The organism is Bacteroides faecalis (assembly GCF_003865075.1).
GTDB lineage: Bacteria > Bacteroidota > Bacteroidia > Bacteroidales > Bacteroidaceae > Bacteroides > Bacteroides faecalis.
Map to the genome: position 1 here is coordinate 1 of NZ_BHWB01000025.1, position 18,955 is coordinate 18,955.

An 18,955-nucleotide genomic window follows, 5' to 3' on the forward strand; every position below is an offset into this window, starting at 1 on the left:
CTATTCCCGATTGGAAGAATGTGACGGACATATTTACATTGTTGCCGGAGATGATGAAAAGAAAGACCAGTCCTATTTTCTTTGGCAATTGAGTCAGGAGGTGCTGAAACGCTGTATATTCCCATTGGGAAATTATACAAAGATAAAGGTTCGTGAGTATCTGGCTGAGAAGGGATATGAAGCGAAGTCAAAAGAAGGGGAGAGTATGGAAGTCTGTTTTATAAAAGGGGACTATCGGGATTTTCTTCGTGAACAATGTCCTGAGTTGGATCGTGAAATCGGTCCCGGATGGTTTGTTAGCTCTGAAGGAGTCAAATTAGGACAACATAAAGGAGCCCCTTATTATACCATTGGACAACGGAAAGGATTAGAGATAGCCTTGGGTAAACCTGCTTATGTATTGAAAATCAATCCGCAAAAAATACGGTAATGCTTGGAGATGCCGAGCAGCTAAAGGCTGAGTATATGTTGTTGGAAGAGATAAGATTATTAACGAGCAGGAATTGTTCCGATGTGAGAATCTGACAGTAAGGATTCGTTATCGGAGTCGTCCGTTGTCTTGTCAGGTGAAACGCCTGGAAGATGGACACTTATTGGTGCATTTCTTGGAGGCTGCTTCTGCTATTGCACCCGGGCAATCTGCTGTGTTTTATGATGGAAAGCGCGTGCTAGGTGGTGCATTTATTGCTTCTCAACGTGGCATTGGGCTGGTAATTTTAGAAAATGGAAATTTTAATAGCTTAAAATAAAGATAACTTATGAAGAAATTTGTACTATTGGTGTTCGCTTTGAATATTGTTTTAGGTGCGTTTTGCTCAGTTTACTTCTACTGATACTTTAAAGTATCGTATTAGTTTGAAGGATAAAAAGGCAACGACCTATTCTGTAAAGAAACCCGAGATGTTTCTATCCGAGAAATCCATTGAACGGAGAAAGAAACAAGGATTATCTGTGGATGTTACCGATTTGCCAGTATGTAAGAAGTATGTAGATGCTATCCGTGAGAAAGGAGTTCACATACTAGTAACGGGAAAATGGGATAACTTTGTGACCGTTTCATGTAATGATAGCACATTGATCGATGAAATAGCGAAACTTCCTTTTGTACGTTCTACAGAGAGAGTATGGAAGGGGCAGGTGAAAAAATCCCAGAGAAGGGACTCTTTGATTAATAAGCCGTTGCGTACAGATAGTTTGTATGGACCGGCTATTACTCAGATTCAGATGAGTAATGCCAATCGTTTGCATGAAGCCGGCTTTAAAGGACAGGGAATGACAATTGCTGTGATTGATGCCGGATTCCACAATGCGGATAAGATTGAAGCAATGAATAATATTCGTATTCTCGGTACACGCGATTTTGTGAATCCGGAAGCAGATATCTATGCGGAGAGTAGCCATGGAATGTGCGTACTTTCATGTATGGCTATGAATCAGCCGAATGTGATGATAGGTACAGCTCCCGAAGCTTCTTACTGGTTGTTACGTAGTGAAGATGAATACTCAGAGAATCTGGTTGAACAAGACTATTGGGCAGCGGCTATCGAATTTGCAGATAGTGTAGGAGTAGACATTGTGAATACTTCTCTTGGCTATTATACATTTGATGATCCGACGAAGAATTATAGATATCGTGATCTGAACGGACATTATGCATTGATGTCTCGTGAAGCAGGAATGGCAGCAGATAAGGGTATGGTTGTGGTTTGCAGTGCCGGGAACTCAGGGATGGATTCCTGGAAAAAAACAACTCCTCCGGGAGATGCAGAAAATGTAATTACGGTCGGTGCAATTGATAAAAAAGGCTTGTTGGCTCCATTCTCTTCTATCGGTAATACTGCGGATGGCCGGGTAAAACCGGATGTTGTGGCAGTTGGGCTTTGGGCTGATGTGATGGGTACAGATGGTAATCTTCGTCATGCAAACGGAACATCCTTCTCATCTCCGATCATGTGTGGTATGGTGGCTTGTCTTTGGCAGGCTTGTCCGAAGCTGACAGCAAAAGAAATTATCGAACTGGTACGTCATTCAGGCGATCGGGCAGATTTTCCGGATAATATCTATGGGTATGGAATTCCTGATTTGTGGAAGGCATATCAATCGACGATAAAGAAAAAACGATAAATAGCTTACGTATGGATTCTCTTTCTCTTTTGGAACTGAATGCACTGGTGCGGCGGAGTCTGGAGCAATGTCTTCCTGATGAGTATTGGATACAGGCTGAGTTGAGTGATGTCCGTTCCAATACGACTGGACATTGCTATCTGGAGTTTATACAAAAAGATCCGCGTAACAATAGTCTTGTGGCTAAGGCACGTGGGATGATCTGGAATAACATTTATCGTCTGCTAAAACCATACTTTGAGGAGGCTACCGGACAATTGTTTGTTTCAGGTATCAAGGTATTGGTGAAAGTGACCGTTCAGTTCCATGAATTGTATGGATACAGTCTGACAGTGCTGGATATTGATCCTACCTATACGTTAGGCGATATGGCACGTCGTCGTCGTGAAATACTGTTGCAGCTGGAAGAGGAAGGGGTATTAACATTGAACAAAGAATTGGAGATGCCGCTTCTTCCTCAACGTATTGCGGTAGTCTCTTCTGCTACAGCAGCAGGATATGGTGACTTTTGTCATCAGTTGAAGCATAATCCCGGTGGATTCTTTTTTTATACGGAACTTTTCCCTGCTCTGATGCAAGGAAATCAAGTAGAAGAGTCGGTATTGGATGCCTTAGATCGCATTAATGCACGTATTGACGACTTTGATGTTGTCGTTATCATACGTGGGGGTGGGGCTACTTCTGATCTTTCTGGCTTTGATACCTATCTATTGGCAGCGGCCTGTGCACAGTTTCCATTACCAATTATTACAGGTATCGGGCACGAGCGGGACGATACTGTACTCGATTCTGTGGCTCATACACGTGTAAAAACGCCTACGGCAGCTGCTGAACTTCTGATTCATCAAGTGACGGAGGTAGCGGAACATTTGGAAGATTTGTCAGCTCGTATTCAACAAGGAGCCTACGCATTGCTAGAACAGGAACAGAGGAGGCTTGTTGCTATTCAGACCCGTATTCCTGTGCTTGTTCACCGAAAACTTTCGGAGGTACGTTTCTCTCTATTAACGGTCCGAAAGGATTTGACTCAAGCGACTCTCACTTTACTTTCCCGTCATCGACATCGGCTGGAGTTATTGCAACAGCGTATCATGGATGCTTCGCCGGACAAGCTTTTGAAACGTGGGTATAGTATCACTCTGAAAGATGGAAAAGCGGTGACGGATGCCTCTTTGTTAAAAACGGGTGATGAACTGGTAACCCGTTTGTCGAAAGGTGAAGTTCATTCCCTTGTTAAGTAGTAACTTCTAATAATTTATAAATATTCATTTTCAACCATAAATAACATATCATCGTGGCAGCAAAAAAAGAAACATATTCCCAGGCAATAGAGCGTCTTGAAAAGATCGTCCGCCAGATTGACAACAATGAATTGGATATCGACATTTTGAGCGAAAAAATCAAGGAAGCGAATGAAATTATTGCCTTTTGTACCGAAAAGCTGACGAAAGCAGATCGAGAAGTGGAAAAATTATTGCAAGAAAAGAGGCAGTCTGAAGAATAAAAGCTATTTTTGCGAATCAATGGACAAGAAAATAAACTAATACATAACGAAATGAAAGAAATAGACTGGGCGAATCTGTCGTTTGGGTATATGAAGACAGATTACAATGTGAGAATTAATTTCCGTAATGGTGCGTGGGGCGAATTGGAGGTTAGTAGTGAAGAATACCTCAATTTGCACATGGCGGCTACTTGTTTGCACTATGGTCAGGAGGCATTTGAAGGATTAAAGGCATTCCGTGGTAAAGATGGTAAAGTACGTATTTTCCGTTTGGAAGAAAATGCAGCACGTTTGCAATCTACCTGCCAGGGAATTTTGATGGCTGAATTACCAATCGAACGTTTCAAGGAAGCTATTTTGAAAGTAGTGAAGTTGAATGAGCGTTTTATTCCTCCTTATGAAACAGGTGCTTCTTTATATATTCGTCCATTATTGATTGGAACAAGTGCTCAGGTAGGAGTACATCCTGCTAATGAATATATGTTTGTAGTATTTGTAACTCCGGTAGGCCCGTACTTCAAAGGTGGATTCTCTACTAACCCGTACGTCATTATTCGTGAGTTCGACCGTTCGGCACCTTTGGGAACAGGTATTTATAAGGTGGGTGGAAATTATGCTGCTAGTTTGCGTGCAAATAAGAAAGCACATGAGTTGGGATATTCCTGTGAATTCTATCTGGATGCAAAAGAAAAGAAATACATTGATGAGTGTGGCGCTGCCAATTTCTTCGGAATCAAAGACAATACATACATCACTCCGAAATCAACTTCCATTCTGCCATCTATCACAAATAAGAGTTTGATGCAGTTGGCAGAAGATATGGGATTGAAAGTAGAGCGCCGTCCGGTGCCTGAAGAAGAACTTGCTACTTTTGAAGAAGCAGGTGCTTGTGGTACGGCTGCGGTGATCAGCCCAATTGAACGGATTGATGATTTGGAAAACGGTAAATCATACGTTATCTCCAAAGATGGAAAACCGGGACCGATTTGTACGAAGTTGTATAATAAACTGCGTGGTATTCAATATGGTGATGAACCGGATACATATGGTTGGGTGACTATCGTAGAGTAAGAAAGTAATTAATAAAAAAATAGTATCTATGTTAAAACAAAATTCTGAGTTGCGTGCTGAAGCACGTGTAGCTCTTCAAGGAAAATGGCTTATGGCTGCTGTGGCTACTCTTATTTTGGGGGGTGTTATTGGTGGATTGTCAGCAATACCATTCATTGGTGTACTCGTAATGTTGTTTACTCTTCCAATAATGTATGGTTATGTAATTGTTATGTTGAATGTATTCAAGGGTGGAGATGTTGATTTTGGAATATTGTTTGAAGGATTTCAGGATTATGGACGTATTTTGAGTACTAAGTTGCTGCAAGTAGTTTATACTTTCTTGTGGTCATTGTTGTTATTTATACCGGGTGTTATCAAATATTACTCTTATGCAATGACAGACTTTATTCTGAAAGAGGAGCCTGAAATGAAAAACAATGCTGCGATTGAAAAAAGTATGACAATGATGGAAGGAAATAAGATGAAATTATTTATGCTTGATTTGAGCTTCATCGGTTGGGCAATATTGTGTCTTTTCACTTTTGGAATTGGATATCTTTTCCTTCAATCGTATAGGGGAGTATCTTATGCTGCTTTTTATAATGATTTAAAAGCACAACAAGAGAATGTTGAAGTGAATATTTGAGATTAATAAGCGAATAAACGTAATTTTAATAGAGTGGGGTATAGAGCAATCTGTACTCCATTTATTTTTGCCGTTTACATCAAAAGTAAGTACCTTTGCAACCTAATCAGTGAAATGATATGGGAAAAAATAAATTAGAGAAGTTTGCCGATATGGCGAGTTATCCGCATGTGTTTGAATATCCTTATTCAGCAGTAGATAATGTGCCTTTTGACATGAAGGGAAAATGGCATCGGAAGTTTTTTAAGAATGACCATCCAATAGTGCTTGAGCTTGGTTGTGGACGGGGCGAATATACTATCGGATTAGGCAAAATGTTTCCGGAGAAAAACTTCATAGCTGTTGATATCAAAGGTGCCCGTATGTGGACCGGAGCAACAGATGCTTTGCGGTCAGGTATGAAGAATGTAGCTTTCTTGCGTACTAATATTGAGATCATCGAACGTTTCTTTGCTGAAGGTGAAGTGAGTGAAATTTGGCTTACTTTCTCTGATCCGCAGATGAAGAAAGCGACTAAAAGACTGACTTCCACTTATTTCATGGAGCGGTATCGCAAATTTCTGCAACCGAATGGGATCATTCATCTTAAGACAGATAGTAACTTCATGTTTACTTATACCAAGTATATGATTGAGGCAAATCAATTTCCGATTGATTTTATAACAGAAGACTTGTATCATTCAGATTTGGTTGATGATATTCTGAGGATTAAAACATATTATGAACAACAATGGCTTGATCGTGGTTTAAGCATCAAATATATCAAGTTTCGACTTCCAAAAGACGGTCAGCTAAAGGAACCGAATGTAGAAATAGAGCTTGATTCCTACCGTAGTTATAATCGTAGTAAGCGGAGGGGGTTGCAGACTTCTAAATGATACACCGACTGATTAGTTACCAATTATACTACAATATAGCTAGGTACTTTTGTAAGTAGATAAATTTAAAAATATAGATTATGACACTCTATCCGAAATTAATATTAGATGCACTGGCAACAGTGCGTTATCCCGGTACGGGAAAGAATCTGGTAGAAGCGGAGATGGTTGCAGACAATCTTCGTATAGATGGCATGTCAGTTAGTTTTTCTTTAATCTTTGAGAAGTCGACTGATCCTTTTATGAAATCAATGCTGAAAGCTGCTGAAACAGCTATTCATACTTACGTATCTTCAGATGTGCAGGTAACAATCGCAACTGAAAGTAAACAGGCAGCCCGTCCGGAAGTTGGTAAGTTACTTCCGCAAGTAAAGAATATTATTGGTATTTCTTCCGGTAAAGGCGGAGTTGGTAAGTCTACCGTATCGGCTAATCTTGCTGTTGCATTGGCTAAACTAGGCTATAAAGTGGGATTGCTTGATGCAGATATCTTTGGTCCTTCTATGCCAAAAATGTTTCAGGTAGAAGATGCTCGTCCATATGCAGAGCGCGTGGATGGTCGTGATATGATCATTCCAGTTGAGAAATACGGAGTAAAGCTTTTGTCTATCGGTTTCTTTGTCGATCCTGATCAAGCTACTCTCTGGCGTGGGGGGATGGCAAGTAATGCTTTGAAACAATTAATTGGTGATGCGGTATGGGGAGATTTGGATTATTTTCTGATAGATCTTCCTCCCGGAACTAGTGATATCCACCTGACTGTCGTTCAGACATTGGCAATGACAGGTGCAATCGTTGTCAGTACTCCGCAAGCGGTTGCTTTGGCCGATGCTCGTAAAGGAATTAATATGTTTACAAATGAAAAGGTGAATGTACCTATTCTCGGTCTGGTAGAAAATATGGCTTGGTTTACACCTGCTGAACTTCCGGAAAATAAATATTATCTTTTTGGTAAAGAGGGAGCTAAGAAATTGGCGGAAGAAATGCATGTGCCTTTGCTGGGACAGATTCCTATTGTGCAAAGTATCTGTGAAGGAGGTGATAACGGTACACCGGTTGCATTGGACGAGGATACAGTGACGGGGCGTGCTTTCTTGTCATTAGCAGCAAGTGTTGTTAGACAAGTAGACCGTCGGAATATAGAAATGGCACCAACTCAGATAGTAGAAATGCGGAAATAATTATTCTATTATATATAGTTTTTTAGAGAATCATTCTGGGTAATAAATCGCCCGTTGAGCATATTCACGCATCAACGGGCGATTTTGTGTTCTTATTTTTTTAAGGGTGAAAAAGTATTGGAATAGTCATCTTGACAGATACCGGCTTTCCTCCTTGTTGTCCGGGTTTCCATTTAGGCATTTGGCTGATAATACGGTAAGCTTCCGCATTAAGGGCTGGAGATCCTCCCTGTATTACTCGGACATCTGAGATGCTACCATCTTCTCGTATAATAAAACTGGTTATTACTCGGCCTTTTTCATTTTTTGTTTCAGAATTTTTCCAATGTATAATGTGCTCTTGTATATATTTGTGTAGTTTCTTTATACCTCCTGAAAATTCAGGGAATATATCTGGTGTCTCGCAAATATTATCCTTTGTTTTTTGTTCCGTATTTTGAGAAGCAGGAGGACCGGAATTGAATTTGACTGGTATTGTTATTCTGGAATTTACGGCTTTACCGTCCTTCTTTCCGGGAATCCACAGTGGCATAGTTTCTAAAACTCGGACCACTTCTTTATCTAAATCGGGATGTAAACTACGGATTATTTTAATATCCGAAACCTTTCCATCACTTCTTATGATCATCTGAGCTACTACACGTCCTTGTATTCCAAGCTTCAGAACTTCTGGTGGATATTTGATGTTTTGAGCAAGAAATAACATACCAGCTTGTAATCCTCCGGGATATTTTGCAGGCTCTTCTGCCGTTTCGTAAACAGAATCCTTCTCGATTGTATTATTATCATTGATTAAGGTGTCGGTGTTAGCGAACAATAGCTCTGTCTCTCTTGGATGAACCCCAGCCTTAATATAGTTATAGCAACTGATACTAAGTAATGTCGCTATTAGAAGAAAAGGATATTTCATCCTATTTACCTTGGTGATGTTTTGTGTTTTTTTCATTTGGTTGTCGTTTTATTGTTATAATAATATTGGTTTTTATTTGTCTAAGGCTTCCATTAATTGTTCTTTGATAACTTCTGCCTTTGATAATCCGGTTTCCCTGTAGGATATATTTCCTTCCCGATCAATGATTAAGTATGTTGGTACTCCCCGAATATTCAAATTTTCTATCAGATAATCCCATTGATTATCTTTTAGTCTGAAATGTTCTCCGTGTATATCGGGTATTATTTTATTCCAAGTTTCTTTGGGAGAAGTTTCTCCTGTAATGTATAGATAGATAATATCCTTATCTTTCAATTCTTCTTTCATTGGTGTTAATGTCTTGTGTGCTCTAAGACATGGACCACACCAAGTTGTCCAAAAATCTACCATTAACACATGTCCCCGGTATTTTGAAATGATAGAAGGAAATAACTCTTTGTTGATTACCTCTCCCGCTTCATTGACTGTAAATCCACTCTTCTTTTTATTCAATTCGATTGTTTCTATCAGTTTTTTGTTTGTTTGAGTAAGCAGTTCGGTATAAGCAGGTGAGGAAAGTTTTTTTAATCGAACTTTCTGTTCTGCTGTCAAAGGTGTAAAATCTTTCAAAGCTGAATAAATATTCTGAACCTCAATATAGTCAAATAAAGCACCTTTGTCTGTGCCTAATGCTTCTTTGAGTACATTTTCCTTGTCGGGGATAATATCTAAAATATTCACCATTGATGCATACCTATCATTATACAAAGCTTTAGTAGTATTGATGGATGAGAATTTCTTCAATACATTATAATATTCTTTCGGAATATTGATTGGATTATTTTTGAAATATTCAGCAGCTTTTCCTCTATCCAACTTATTGATTTTTATATATGCATATTCTAAATCTCTGATTGTAGTGGCAATGCAGGACGTTGTTATAATGTCTAATTTAATGTTTAATAGTTCTTTGCAAGCTTTACTATATTTAGATTGTGCAATCTTTTTTCGGATCGTTGGAATAGATTTCAATATATAATTTTTATATTCCTCTGCACTTTTTCCGGAAATAGCCTTAAGGTAATCCATGTAATCGTGATCTCCTAATGTCATATCTAAATCCACTGTTAAAAACTCTTGTTGCAAACTAGCGAGATAACCTTTAAAATAGGCAGTGGCTCCGTAACTTTTGGCTTTCTTTTGTAAGCGTGATTGCTGCCGGCAAAGTTCTTTAGGATTTATTGCAATATATGTTTCTTCGTGTGGAGCTACAAGACATACTACGTTGCCGTAAGAGAAAGTTAATGCAATATTCGTAACTGTCGGAATTCCTATTTCTGTTTGAAAGGTCCCGTCTTCATTGATTTTAAGATAGCTTGTGTTGTCTTCTCTGAAAGCAGGATTGAACACATGTATTCTGCATTCTCTTGGCATATCTTTTTGATAATCCAGAATTCTTCCTTTCAATACAGCAGTTCCATAAGATAGTTCTGGGATGGGTAAAGTTGTTTTTTTGTTCATTTTGTGCACAACCAACTCTTGTGGTAATTGTTGCTTTTCAAATGCTTTCTTGTTTAACTGAATTCCCCAGATTTTAAATGCTTTTTCATCATTTCCTTCGATAAAATCAACCAAAGTAATGTTTGGAGGAAGTGGGGGGAAAATGAGCTGAAATTCAGTCTCACCAGATTCAGGCATCCAAAATTCTTGGTCTAATGTGATGCCAACTCCTCTACGTATTGGGTATATGGTTCCGTTATTGTCTTTAAGGAAACTTCCTGCTGCAATTTTTATCCAATGTTTAGGCTCATAGAATGCTTTGATATATAATGTAGTAGCTGTGTCGTTAATGACAATCTTTTCAATTTCAATGGTAGTGGAACTCCAAGCTGTAAAAGGAGGACATTCAATGACTCTATCTTTTGCTTGTATTTGCACTATGCAAATAGTACAAAACAGAAAACTTATAATCCATGTGAATTTTTTCATGAGTATTGCATTTGGTATGCAACAAATATAAATAAATATTTGTGTTTTTCCTAATTATAATAAGAAAAAGAAGTTGTATCAATCTTGATATAACTTCTTTTTAATCCTTTTTTGGAAGGATGTTCTGTATTTTATCTATAACCTATTGTAAGCGGAATGTAATAGGTAATGTAAATTCTACATTGATAGGTTCCCCTTTGTTTTCTCCTGGTTCCCATTCCGGCATTTCACTTATTACGCGAATAGCCTCTGCATCTAAATAAGGCGATACACTCTGTTGTACGTTTATATTTGATATTTTGCCATCCTTTCCCACGGTCATCCTTAAGATCACTTTACCTTGTTCTTTCTTTTTCTGAGCGATTGTCGGATATTTGATGTTTTGGGCTATGAATCGCATTAAGGCCTCTTCTCCTCCCGGGAATTTGGGCATCTTTTCTATTGTATCAGCGACAGCTTCTTCTTCGGATGTTTCACTAGGGGCATATCCCGTAACTACTACTTCTGACAGAACGGCTTTTTTCACTTCTTCCAGTGGTAGAGGCTTCTCTACTCGTCTGGTTAGTGCAATCAATTTTGTTTCTGGTTTTTTCGGACCATTCAACCGGAACATAATAGGAACTGTAAATTTTACACTGACTGCCTTGCCACGTTGCCTGCCGGGAATCCACTTCGGCATACGTGAAATGACTCTTTCGGCTTCTTTGTCGAGATAGGGATCTACACTGTTTACAGTTTTTATGTCTGATATGCTACCATCTTTTCTAACAACGAACTGTACGATTACCCGTCCCTGCGTTCCTTTTTCATGGGCTATTTCCGGGTATCTTATGTTATTTCTCAGAAACAGTTGAAGTGCCTCTAGTCCTCCTGGGAATTCAGGCATCTGTTCTACAACTTCAAAAAGAACATCTTCCGGAATGGTATCTTTGATAGCAGTCACTTCCGGTTGTTGAGCTACTTCTTGTTGAGCTACTAGTTGTTGTGATTTTACAATTTGGGGAGTTTCAGATACTTGTATTTGTGGAATCGTTACTTCTGCAGGAGAAGGAGTAGATTGTACAAATACTTCATCCATCATTTCTTTTGCAAATTTTGTGGTAGTGCGTGCCACCATCTCGATATTGCTGACAATCATCAACAGTATTGCTAATGGAAGAAACATTAGATATTTTGTTCTTCCTATTCCTTTTGTTCTTCTTTTGTTCATCATTTTAATTCGATTTTTGAGTGGTAAAACATTGAAACTATTGGATAAATTTGCTGCAGCCTTGTGATGAGTCAGTCCCAATAAATGGTATTGGTATGATTTACTGTCATGTCCGGTTTTTAATACTTGATGGTCTGCCATATATTCCAGATTGTTTCTGACTTCGCGTTTCATTAGCCAAATAAAGGGATTAAACCAACAAGCGATGCACATTATTTCGCTGATAAGTACATCTGCTGAGTGATATTGGCGGGCATGAGTTTTTTCGTGAGTAATTATCTCACTAATTTCCGATTCCGTATGAGTGAATGGGTATATAAATATCCAATTGAAAAAAGAAAAGGGGCCACTTTCCTTTTTTAAAAGATGGATATTCGTACCTTGTATATTGCTTTTAGGGCATTGAATATGTAGTCGTATAATACAACCTAATTGAATAAAAAAACGTAGTAGAAGAAGCAATAGAACTCCCCAATAAACGTACTCCAGAATTAATGTGAGTAGCTCTTGCCAATTGAAATTTGTTTCTGGTGACACTACTATTGCTTGTTCTGGTAGTATGATCGTTGCATAAAGGTCCGCCATTGCTACCATAGGTTTATTAGCCTTTATCCATTCCTGGATATTCAGTAAAGGATAAACGATGGAGATTGCAAAGAAACAAAGCAGGGCCGTCCGTCGCCACCGGAAAAAGGTGTCTTTATAAAAGAACAACCGATAGAATGCGTAGAACAATGCGATTGCTATATTAATCTTTAGAAAATAGGCGAGTTCCGGAGTCATGGCAAAATATATTTTTATTTATTCTTTTCTTTTCCTTTCTCTATCAGGTCAATGATTTCTTTCAGGTCATTGGCAGAAATTTTATTGTCTTTTGCAAAGAAGGATACCATTTCTTTATAAGAGTTTTCAAAGTAGTTGCGTACTACCCCACTCATAAAGTGACGTTTATACTCACATTCGCGGATAGCGGGAGTATATTCATAAGTGTTACCTACACGTTTAGGGGTTACATATCCTTTACGTTCCAGGTTTTTCACAATAGATGCTACTGTTGTATAAGGAGGTGCTGGCTGTGGAAACTTAGCTACGATATCTTTTACAAAACAACTCTGCAACTCCCAAATGTAGATCATTACCTCTTCTTCTTGTATGCTTAATTTTTCCATAAAGATATTTGTTTAATTACGAATCTTTCGCAAATCTACGAATCTTTCGTAATTAAACAATAGATAGAGGGTTAAATGTTGCAAACGATTCGTGTATGTACGGAAAGCTTAAATTAGGATTGTGACTATTTAAATTAAGAAGCTGATAGTTCCATAACCAATTTAAATGAGCTTTTATAGCTGTAGAATATTTTTCATGCAAAAAATGCTATCAAATATTTCTTTATATAAAAAAACTAAATACATTTGTAGACACAAAATAAATATGGGTGTATTCTGGCCTTTGAAAGGTTGAGATTTTTTCCCTGCACTTATCCTAAAACTATAAATAATGCCTTCATGGGAAAAAGAAGGCAATAAAAATGAATAGTATGAAAAAAGGTTTGATTCTTGTGCTATTTGCACTGATTTCTGTCGTTTCTTATTCTCAAGTTTCATGGAATGCCAAAGTTGGTATGAATATGAGTAATTTCACTGGTGATGCTTTCAAAGACAGTAAGATGAGAGTTGGTTTTAATGTTGGAGTTGGGATGGAGTATCAGTTTAGTGAGATGTGGTCTATTCAACCTTCATTGATGCTTACTCAGAAAGGAACAAAAGTGGAGGTGAATGAAGAAGATGTTACTGCTAAAGTGAAATTAAATCCAATGTATCTTGAACTTCCGATTATGGCAGCTGCTAGATTTGCAATTGCTGACAATCAAAACATTGTAGTAAAAGCTGGTCCATATCTAGCTTTTGGTATTTCCGGAAAAATGAAAACTAGTCTTTCGGGAGATTTGGAAGGGTATTCAGAAGAAGATATTTTAGATTATTTTGATCTTCCTAAAGATATGGATCTTTATAAAGATATCAATGATGGTGGTTTGGGCATGAAGAGATTTGACTTTGGCCTTGGTGTAGGTGTAGCATATGAAATTAATAAATTCTTTGTTGATTTGACAGGAGAATTTGGATTAACTAAGCTTGGTGATGGTGAGGGTGCTCCCAAAAATCTGAACTTCTCGATTGGTGTTGGTTATAAATTCTAATCACAGATTATATTCTTTATAATAATTTTTAGATAGGTCCCTCGCTCAATCAAATGAGTGAGGGACACTTTTTGGTATGGGCTGGAAAGTCTTTTAGATATTGTTTCGGTTTTGTTAATGAGAAATAACTGAGGTTACGTTTTTTCTAGCTTTATTTTCTCTTTCAATTCTCTATATCTCTTAATTGCATGTTTCCGGCTCATCATGATTTGCCAGCGATATACCAAACAGGTGGTTATAAAGTAAATTCCGGCCTGTATCCATAAAGCTTTATATTCAAAAGCAACTTCACTAAGAGTAGCTCCCATATTGTTGATTTTTACAAAACCATTGATTCCGAATGTTGATGGAAACAGGTAAGAAACATATTTCCAAAAAGGAGGGATGGCTGCTCCGGGCCATGAAATCCCCGAAATAAATAATAAAGGTACTGATGTGAATACAAATATCAACATACAAGTTTCCCGGTTACGGATAGCGATGGACGCTGTCATTGCAAAGAAAATACAAGCCGCTAAATAGGGGGCAACAAACAACACCAAAGATTCTGGTTGTCCTATTTGGTTGAGACTGAACAAACGGGGGACAACGAAAAGAACATAGAATGACACCAGTATATAAACCATGAAATAACTGAGCCCTTTCCCTAATACAATTCGCAATGTTCCGTTATAATGCCGGTTGATAGGAACAAGGTCTTTAAAACGGTTGTGCTCACGGGCAGTTCCGGCGGCAAGTCCGATACCTAACAATAACGTTTGCTGAATAATCAAAACTAGTACCGCAGGGATTAGGAAAGCAGCAAAGCCGGTAGTCGGATTGAAAATAGAGATTTCTTCGTATTCAATCGGGTAAGCTGTAATCTCGTCTTGTCGTTCCGTTGTATTTCCGCTTCGGGCTATTTTGATATCTTTGTTCATATCCAGTGAAACAGCTGTATTGGCGAGTAGCATGGACTTATAGTATAACAGTCCGCTCATGTCACAGTAAATACTGACTTGAGTTTGTTCGCCTTTGGCAATGTTATCACTGAAATCAGAAGGTATATAAATGATTCCATATGCACGTCTGTTCTTCAGCATTTGCTTAGCTTCTTCCATGTCTGCACAGTATGAAACAATTTGTATATCTGGTGTAGCGTCTACTTTACGAAGATATTCACGACTTAAAGAAGAATGTGAATCGTTTACTACAACCGCCGGAACTTCACGAACCACTTCATTGTCATAAATGAAGCTATAAATCAGTGGATAACCCAATGGGACTAGGAGGAAGAATATCAGTACTCCTTGGTCACGGAAAGTCGTCTGAAACTCATGTTTCCAGATATAAAACAGGTCATTGATGCCTTGGGCTATCTTATCTTTTAATTTTATATCTTTCATTTAGGGTATATATTTATAGTAAATCAATGCTTCTTTCAGTCGGTGAACCACAAAGAAAGGAAGCATCATAAATATTAGCAATGCCATATAGTTAGACCATGAATAAGCCATGCTATATCCGTTTAATGCCTGATCGACATAAATCAGGAAGTAATGACGTAGTGGGAATAAGTTGCTCAGTGCCTGAAGAACAGGATGCATTGCCATGACCGGAAATGAAAATCCGGAGATGGAGAAAGAGATTACTCCCCATAATGAAGCGAAGCTCAGCCCCAGTCGTAAGGTAGGTAGTGTTCCTATCATGACAATGCCACAACATTGAGAAGCCAGTACCAGACAAAGAGTGGCAAAGATCATTGGAAGAATACCGCTATTACAGGGAAAATGTAAGAAACCATATAGGTATACATTATAGAATATTCCCATGATAAAGAAGACTACCGTATGAGGTAATAACTTACCGGCCAATGCAATATAAATTGAATTATTACTCATGCGAAGCCATTCGCGGGCAGTGCGGTCCTTAATCTCCACGCCAATTGCATAAACGGTTACCATGAATATGAGTAACATGAGTACCCCCGGTATGATCGTGTTACAAAGATATACCGAATAATTTAGCCAGGGATTATTTAATGGGTGCGTGTCGATCACAATTGGTTGTAAATAAGCCATTGCCTGACTCTCTGTTGCACCTTTGGCATACAAAACACTTCGCGCAGCCGCTCCGGAAGTTAGTTCTCCCATCATTTTCATGTCTCTGAAAAGTAAGGAGCCTGCTATCAGATATGAATAGTTGGTATAAAAAGAGAGGGTCGGTTGCTTTTGACTTTGTGCTTCGACAGAAAGACCTTTCGGGATGTAGAAGAATCCATAGATTTTTCCTTCTTGTAGAGCAATTCGCGCATCGGTTACATTGCTGTAGTGGGCTACCACTCCCGTTTGAGAGAAAGCGTCCAAGTTACGAACAATATTGCGCGAAGTGGAAGAGTCATCCATATCCACAACTCCGGCAGGCAAGTTTTGAGGAAGTCCCGAACCCATAAGGGTAGTGAAGAAGATATAGCAGAATAGGGGAGCAATCACCATACAAAACAGATAGAGTGGTCGCGATACCAATCGGCGACACTCTCGTTGCATGACTTGCCATAAAGCTATATATTTCTTTTCTTTCTCTTTCATGATTATTTATCGATAATGACCGACATACCCGGACGGAGATTTTCTACAGTCTCCAGAGTATTAGCCTTTACTTCGAATGTTTTCAGGTCAAACTGACCAGTTGTTTTAGTTGCTTTCCAGGCAGCGTAAGTACCTAGATCTTTCAAGTAATATACTTTCAGTTTGATCGTTTTATTATCCAATGCAGGAACGATTGCTTCGAATTCGGCTCCCATAGTCAGGTTTTTGAGTAAATCCTCGCGTACATTGAATGAGACCCACATGTCGTCAAGTTCTGCAATATTCATAATGGGAGCCCCTGTTCCGACCAGTTCTCCAACCTTTGGGAAAATCTCGGAGACTTCCCCGGCTGCCGGAGCTATGAGATAAGTCTCTTTGATATACGATTCTACTTCTGCAACAGCTCCTTTGGCACGATTTACTAAAGCTTCCGCTGCCATTTTATCCTCACGTTCCGCTCCGTTTTTTGCCATCGTATATTGTGCTTTGGCTGCTTTTTCTGTAGCGATAGCAGCGTCACGTTGTGCAGTTACTTCATCTAGCTTTTGGGCGGGCATCACCCCCTGCTCAAATAGATTCTTAACTCTCTTGTAAGATTTCTCGGCGATGGTAACTCCGGCTTGTGCTTTTTGCCACATTTCGTATGCTGCCTGAATTTGTTCCTGACGTGCTCCTTTGATTGCTTTTTCATTTTGTGCCTGAGCGGCAGCTTCAGCAGCACGTGCCTGTTCCATCTTTGCCATAACATCAGGGGCTTCCAAAATAGCTAGAGTATCTCCTGTATTGACCTTTTGTCCTTCTTTCACGCGAAACTCCAAAATGCGTCCCGGAACTTTGCTTGAAACACGATATTCCGTTACCTCAGCTTGTCCCTGAATGATTTCGGGACCTTTGCGAAGCATAAAGAAACCAACGACTGCAACAATTGCGATCACTCCCAATAAAGTGAGAAATGCAAGTAGCATATTACTGTTTTGTGATTTTGTAGAGGTCATATCATATTGATTTTTAAATTACTAAATTGTTTTTGAATGAAGAATGAGGAATGTTCTCGTTCTTCATTTAATTCATCTTAAAGTTCCCAAAGACTTCTTCAGATAGATTTGGGTAAGTTTCACATCTATTTGTGAATCGATTTTCTCTGACTGAGCAGACAACCAAGCCGTTTGTGCTTCGAGAACGTTGCTTGTAGCAATCACTCCCTCTTTGAATCCCAGCACAGCATAACGAAGATTCTCATCTGCCTTTTCCATATTCTTGGAAGCCATTGTTAGCTTCTTATTCGCTTCATTTACTTTGAAAGCTGCTTGATTGACTTGCAATTCAATCTTTTCTTTTGCATCTTGCAACTGATACTGTGCAATGCGAGCTTCCGCTTTGGCTGCTTTTGTTTTATAAAAACCTTGTCCCCAATTCCAGATAGGTACTTGTACCATAACCCCCACATTCCACATTCCTTTGAACTTGTTTTCAAAACTGTTGAATACAGAAGGATTAGTAGTTATATAATTTCCCATTAATGCGATGGAAGGAAGATATTCGGCGCGTGTCACATTCACTTTCTGTCCATAAATCTGTGTAGCCAGTTCGAGGCTGCGTATTTCCGGTCGGTTAGCATAAGCAGTATTCATGTCGAAATGAGTATCCGGAGTCATCAAAGGAATGTCATTCATGTTTTCATCCGCCAATGTGATCGGAGAGCTTAGATCGATACCACATAGTTGGCATAACAACATTCGGGCAAGACTCAGTCCATCCTCTACTTTGGTTAAGGTCATTTCTGCTTCATTGACTTTTACTCGTACAGATAGTCCGTCGGCTTTGGTTGCTACTCCTTCGGTAATCATCTTTTCCACATCGCTGTCGAGTTGTTGAAGAAGTTTCAAATATCCTTCCGCCAGTTTTTTCTTATTGACGAGCGAGATAACTTGCCAATAAGCCTGATCGGTACTCATAATCACTTCTTGTTTGCCTGATTGATGCTGTTGTTGTGCCAGTTCTTCAGCATATTTAGTGATTTTGTTGTAAGCACGAATCTTTCCACCCATATATAAAGGTTGGGTGAGAGTAATAGCTCCTGCGTATACGTTTCTTGTATCGGTACGGAAAGCATCTACAATCGAACTTCCTGTTTTGTCGAGTTCGGGCAGAACTGCACCCAATTTCCCACTTAGTGAAGAAACGAATGGAGCCAGATCGGGGTATTCAGTTACGATTTTTGTTGCCACTTCTCCGATAGGACCTGCCAGATTCGTTCCCAGTCCTGAAAGTGCAGCTTTTTGGCCATCGTTCAGCAGTGAGAACTCTTTCTGATTTCTCATGTAAGCTCCCGTAGCCGAAATACTCGGAAGGTAATTGGTAAATGCAGCTTTTCGTTGATAGTGTGCTGCATTTATTTTTTCATTGCTAATTAGTAAATCCTTGTTATTGGCAAGGGCCAATGCACGACAACTATCTAGGCTAAGAACGCCTTGCGCTTTGCCCACTAGAGCTAAGCTACATAGAATTGTCAGAGTCAGTACTTTCTTCATTGTGTCTAGCATCTTTAATCAGATTACTTAGTTTGCTTTTTTTATAGACAATAATTGCATAAGCAACGATGCAAAAATAGATGCTTTTCTTGAAGAATGCAAAGAATTTAGTTTTTTTAAATGCTTATTTGTGGAGAGAGAGTAACGGAGGAGAAAATAAAA

At 39.0% G+C, this 18,955-nt stretch carries 15 protein-coding genes and 2 pseudogenes; 9 read left to right on the top strand and 8 right to left on the bottom strand.

Features of this window, described 5'->3' with window-relative positions; genetic code table 11:
• From EJF25_RS22180 to EJF25_RS22215, 8 genes and pseudogenes are all read left to right on the top strand, one after another.
• Window positions 1-749, top strand: a pseudogene (locus EJF25_RS22180) (aminomethyltransferase beta-barrel domain-containing protein); the annotation flags it as partial.
• 9 nt (window positions 750-758) lie between these two features.
• Window positions 759-2,124: pseudogene (locus tag EJF25_RS22185) on the top strand (S8 family peptidase).
• An 11-nt stretch (window positions 2,125-2,135) separates the two neighbouring features.
• Window positions 2,136-3,365, top strand: coding sequence for an exodeoxyribonuclease VII large subunit (xseA, locus tag EJF25_RS22190; protein WP_125042776.1), 1,230 nt, complete (start codon window positions 2,136-2,138; stop codon window positions 3,363-3,365).
• A gap of 53 nt (window positions 3,366-3,418) precedes the next feature.
• Window positions 3,419-3,628: an exodeoxyribonuclease VII small subunit gene (xseB, locus tag EJF25_RS22195; protein ID WP_125042778.1), complete on the top strand. Its 210-nt coding sequence runs from the start codon at window positions 3,419-3,421 to the stop codon at window positions 3,626-3,628.
• A gap of 39 nt (window positions 3,629-3,667) precedes the next feature.
• Window positions 3,668-4,699 carry a branched-chain amino acid aminotransferase gene (locus EJF25_RS22200; RefSeq protein ID WP_262707231.1) on the top strand — a complete coding sequence of 344 codons (1,032 nt, stop codon included), beginning with the start codon at window positions 3,668-3,670 and terminating at the stop codon, window positions 4,697-4,699.
• A gap of 28 nt (window positions 4,700-4,727) precedes the next feature.
• Complete coding sequence (locus tag EJF25_RS22205) at window positions 4,728-5,327, top strand: DUF975 family protein (protein WP_125042782.1); 600 nt, start codon at window positions 4,728-4,730, stop codon at window positions 5,325-5,327.
• A 119-nt stretch (window positions 5,328-5,446) separates the two neighbouring features.
• Window positions 5,447-6,205 (top strand): tRNA (guanosine(46)-N7)-methyltransferase TrmB, encoded by a 759-nt coding sequence (trmB, locus tag EJF25_RS22210; protein WP_125042784.1) that lies wholly within the window; start codon window positions 5,447-5,449, stop codon window positions 6,203-6,205.
• 80 nt (window positions 6,206-6,285) lie between these two features.
• The gene (locus EJF25_RS22215) at window positions 6,286-7,386 is read left to right on the top strand and encodes an Mrp/NBP35 family ATP-binding protein (protein WP_125042786.1); all 1,101 of its coding nucleotides are present in this window, start codon (window positions 6,286-6,288) and stop codon (window positions 7,384-7,386) included.
• 100 nt (window positions 7,387-7,486) lie between these two features.
• Here EJF25_RS22215 and EJF25_RS22220 read toward each other — a convergent pair whose 3' ends face one another.
• The 4 genes from EJF25_RS22220 to EJF25_RS22235 all read right to left on the bottom strand — a co-directional run bounded on the left by EJF25_RS22220 (window position 7,487) and on the right by EJF25_RS22235 (window position 12,664).
• A complete protein-coding gene (locus EJF25_RS22220) occupies window positions 7,487-8,332 on the bottom strand; it encodes an energy transducer TonB (protein ID WP_125042788.1) in 846 nt (281 codons plus the stop codon).
• A gap of 36 nt (window positions 8,333-8,368) precedes the next feature.
• Complete coding sequence (locus EJF25_RS22225; RefSeq protein ID WP_125042790.1) at window positions 8,369-10,285, bottom strand: TlpA family protein disulfide reductase; 1,917 nt, start codon at window positions 10,283-10,285, stop codon at window positions 8,369-8,371.
• A 142-nt stretch (window positions 10,286-10,427) separates the two neighbouring features.
• A complete protein-coding gene (locus EJF25_RS22230) occupies window positions 10,428-12,278 on the bottom strand; it encodes a M56 family metallopeptidase (protein WP_125042792.1) in 1,851 nt (616 codons plus the stop codon).
• 14 nt (window positions 12,279-12,292) lie between these two features.
• Entirely contained in the window at window positions 12,293-12,664 is a 372-nt protein-coding gene (locus EJF25_RS22235; RefSeq protein WP_125042794.1) for a BlaI/MecI/CopY family transcriptional regulator, read from the bottom strand.
• Between the two features lie 371 nt (window positions 12,665-13,035).
• Here EJF25_RS22235 and EJF25_RS22240 point away from each other — a divergent pair, with 371 nt between their 5' ends.
• Window positions 13,036-13,695 (top strand): porin family protein, encoded by a 660-nt coding sequence (locus tag EJF25_RS22240; protein WP_125042796.1) that lies wholly within the window; start codon window positions 13,036-13,038, stop codon window positions 13,693-13,695.
• Window positions 13,696-13,829: 134 nt separating this feature from the next.
• Here the strand turns inward: EJF25_RS22240 and EJF25_RS22245 are convergent, their stop codons facing one another.
• The 4 genes from EJF25_RS22245 to EJF25_RS22260 all read right to left on the bottom strand — a co-directional run bounded on the left by EJF25_RS22245 (window position 13,830) and on the right by EJF25_RS22260 (window position 18,793).
• A complete protein-coding gene (locus EJF25_RS22245) occupies window positions 13,830-15,080 on the bottom strand; it encodes an ABC transporter permease (protein WP_125042798.1) in 1,251 nt (416 codons plus the stop codon).
• Window positions 15,081-16,262 (bottom strand): ABC transporter permease, encoded by a 1,182-nt coding sequence (locus tag EJF25_RS22250; RefSeq protein WP_125042800.1) that lies wholly within the window; start codon window positions 16,260-16,262, stop codon window positions 15,081-15,083.
• A gap of 2 nt (window positions 16,263-16,264) precedes the next feature.
• Complete coding sequence (locus tag EJF25_RS22255; RefSeq protein WP_125042802.1) at window positions 16,265-17,257, bottom strand: HlyD family secretion protein; 993 nt, start codon at window positions 17,255-17,257, stop codon at window positions 16,265-16,267.
• A 72-nt stretch (window positions 17,258-17,329) separates the two neighbouring features.
• On the bottom strand, window positions 17,330-18,793 hold the full coding sequence (locus tag EJF25_RS22260; protein ID WP_125042804.1) for a TolC family protein: 1,464 nt from the start codon (window positions 18,791-18,793) through the stop codon (window positions 17,330-17,332).
• Window positions 18,794-18,955: the final 162 nt, after the last annotated feature.

Bases quoted from the DNA above. Each gene is read 5' to 3' on its own strand.
- xseA (WP_125042776.1), top strand. From the start codon at position 2,136: ATGGATTCTCTTTCTCTTTTGGAACTGAATGCACTGGTGCGGCGGAGT.
- EJF25_RS22205 (WP_125042782.1), top strand. From the start codon at position 4,728: ATGTTAAAACAAAATTCTGAGTTGCGTGCTGAAGCACGTGTAGCTCTT.
- trmB (WP_125042784.1), top strand. From the start codon at position 5,447: ATGGGAAAAAATAAATTAGAGAAGTTTGCCGATATGGCGAGTTATCCG.
- EJF25_RS22215 (WP_125042786.1), top strand. From the start codon at position 6,286: ATGACACTCTATCCGAAATTAATATTAGATGCACTGGCAACAGTGCGT.
- EJF25_RS22220 (WP_125042788.1), bottom strand. From the start codon at position 8,332: ATGAAAAAAACACAAAACATCACCAAGGTAAATAGGATGAAATATCCT.
- EJF25_RS22225 (WP_125042790.1), bottom strand. From the start codon at position 10,285: ATGAAAAAATTCACATGGATTATAAGTTTTCTGTTTTGTACTATTTGC.
- EJF25_RS22230 (WP_125042792.1), bottom strand. From the start codon at position 12,278: ATGACTCCGGAACTCGCCTATTTTCTAAAGATTAATATAGCAATCGCA.
- EJF25_RS22235 (WP_125042794.1), bottom strand. From the start codon at position 12,664: ATGGAAAAATTAAGCATACAAGAAGAAGAGGTAATGATCTACATTTGG.
- EJF25_RS22240 (WP_125042796.1), top strand. From the start codon at position 13,036: ATGAAAAAAGGTTTGATTCTTGTGCTATTTGCACTGATTTCTGTCGTT.
- EJF25_RS22245 (WP_125042798.1), bottom strand. From the start codon at position 15,080: ATGAAAGATATAAAATTAAAAGATAAGATAGCCCAAGGCATCAATGAC.
- EJF25_RS22250 (WP_125042800.1), bottom strand. From the start codon at position 16,262: ATGAAAGAGAAAGAAAAGAAATATATAGCTTTATGGCAAGTCATGCAA.
- EJF25_RS22255 (WP_125042802.1), bottom strand. From the start codon at position 17,257: ATGACCTCTACAAAATCACAAAACAGTAATATGCTACTTGCATTTCTC.
- EJF25_RS22260 (WP_125042804.1), bottom strand. From the start codon at position 18,793: ATGAAGAAAGTACTGACTCTGACAATTCTATGTAGCTTAGCTCTAGTG.